The following is a 1509-nucleotide window of genomic DNA, read 5'->3' as shown; positions in this document are numbered from 1 at the left end:
GCCACGCAATACTTCTGCCCGGCGGCGAGTCCTAACGAATCCCCTATGGCAACCGCGCCGGTTACAAGCAATGTCACCAACCCACTTGTTTTTAGCTTCACATCATCGGCGGTATCTGTGCAATCCTTAATCACCACACCAAGAAACGAGGGGTCATTGGCTATTACTGTTGACGGGTCTTTGATGATCGGCTGTCCTGTGGTGGCGTCTACACCACTTGAACACAAACAATCCCCGACTACGAATGTCGCACCCATTCTCGCCTCCTATGTGTAATTCTTCGCCGTCACTATTCCAGCGGGGTCCATTACCGCGACATCGGTGCTGATTTCCCCTGTGGACTGTCCGTCGTCCGTACTCCCGTTCCCGCCCGCGCTTGCCGTCACCGGCCTCGCATCTGCTATCGCCGCACTCACCGCATCCCATATCTCATTCGCCTTTGCTAAATCTGTCTTAGGCATCACAGCCTTCACTCTACGATCCATCTCCCGTTCGGAGGGAATACCCAGTTGCGGTTCTTCGTTGGTATATGTGACGTTCTCTACAATACCTTCATTCGCATCTAACGTGACTGTGATACGGTCAAATCTATCTGAGAGCATATATCCGCATTGCCCCGCACGCTTCGCATATCCATTCGTCACCACCGTCGGCCTATTAACGATTAACGACGCCACGTAATACGCAAACATCTCCGCAGACATCTCCCCCCGATCAATAGTCTGTGTTATACTACCCGATGATGTACAAACGTACTCCTTTCGCAGATTCCGTATGTGATGCACTCCCGACCTCGTACCCGTCCCATACACTGTCGTGAATATATCCCTTTGCACTGCAAACGTCAATAGCGGCGTATCAGCTATTATCTCGGACTCGTCAACTTTCTGTTGGTCCCCAACCGTAACGAGCATAGCCCCATTATCCTTAAATCTCCGCGCATGGAATATAACCTTTCCATTCTGGCGATCAACCTCATACCCCGCCGATTCGTCCTCCTCAACAAGCGTGAGTGATTGCAAGGGACTTCGGGGATCAAACTTATACCCTGTCGCCTTCACCTTTACCTGCGCATCGGTGTTTGACACTAACCGCTCATAAATAGGCATCAAGTCCGCCAACTCCGATGAGTGTGCGCGGAGAGTCACGGTATCAGTTAAGTCCAGCGCATATATCTTGAACGGGATGTTTTCCACATAATCCCCGACAAGCATATCCTCTCGGGGGAACCCCGCATAATACTCACTATCATCAAACTGCCCACCCATCGCAGAGACGAACTCCCACACAGTAACCGCCCACGGGTTGCTACTATTTATCGCTCGCAATTCTTTCAGTAACGCGGCCTGATTCCACACATACGGATTCCACGCCTGCGGCCAATCCGGATACAGCGGCACATCGGTAAGCTCGTAGATGTTAGGATCACCGACGATTGTTACACGGTTGTCGGTAAACACCCGTTCCCGTCCCTCGGCGTGCTCGAAGAAATTCCCTGATAGGTATTCA

Annotated in this window: 2 protein-coding genes; both read right to left on the bottom strand. The window is 51.7% G+C overall.

Annotated features, from left to right (window positions below):
• A partial coding sequence (locus HWQ67_RS18275) for a hypothetical protein (protein ID WP_218254127.1) occupies positions 1-257 on the bottom strand: 257 nt, incomplete at its 3' end.
• 9 nt (positions 258-266) lie between these two features.
• Positions 267-1509: hypothetical protein (locus tag HWQ67_RS18270; RefSeq protein ID WP_218254126.1), on the bottom strand; the 1243-nt coding region annotated here is incomplete at its 5' end.

Origin of the sequence: Candidatus Magnetobacterium casense (assembly GCF_019173545.1) — a bacterium.
Lineage (GTDB): Bacteria > Nitrospirota > Thermodesulfovibrionia > Thermodesulfovibrionales > Magnetobacteriaceae > Magnetobacterium > Magnetobacterium cryptolimnobacter.
The sequence above is the reverse complement of the archived record's forward strand: the minus strand, read 5'-3'. Positions and strand labels throughout refer to the sequence as shown.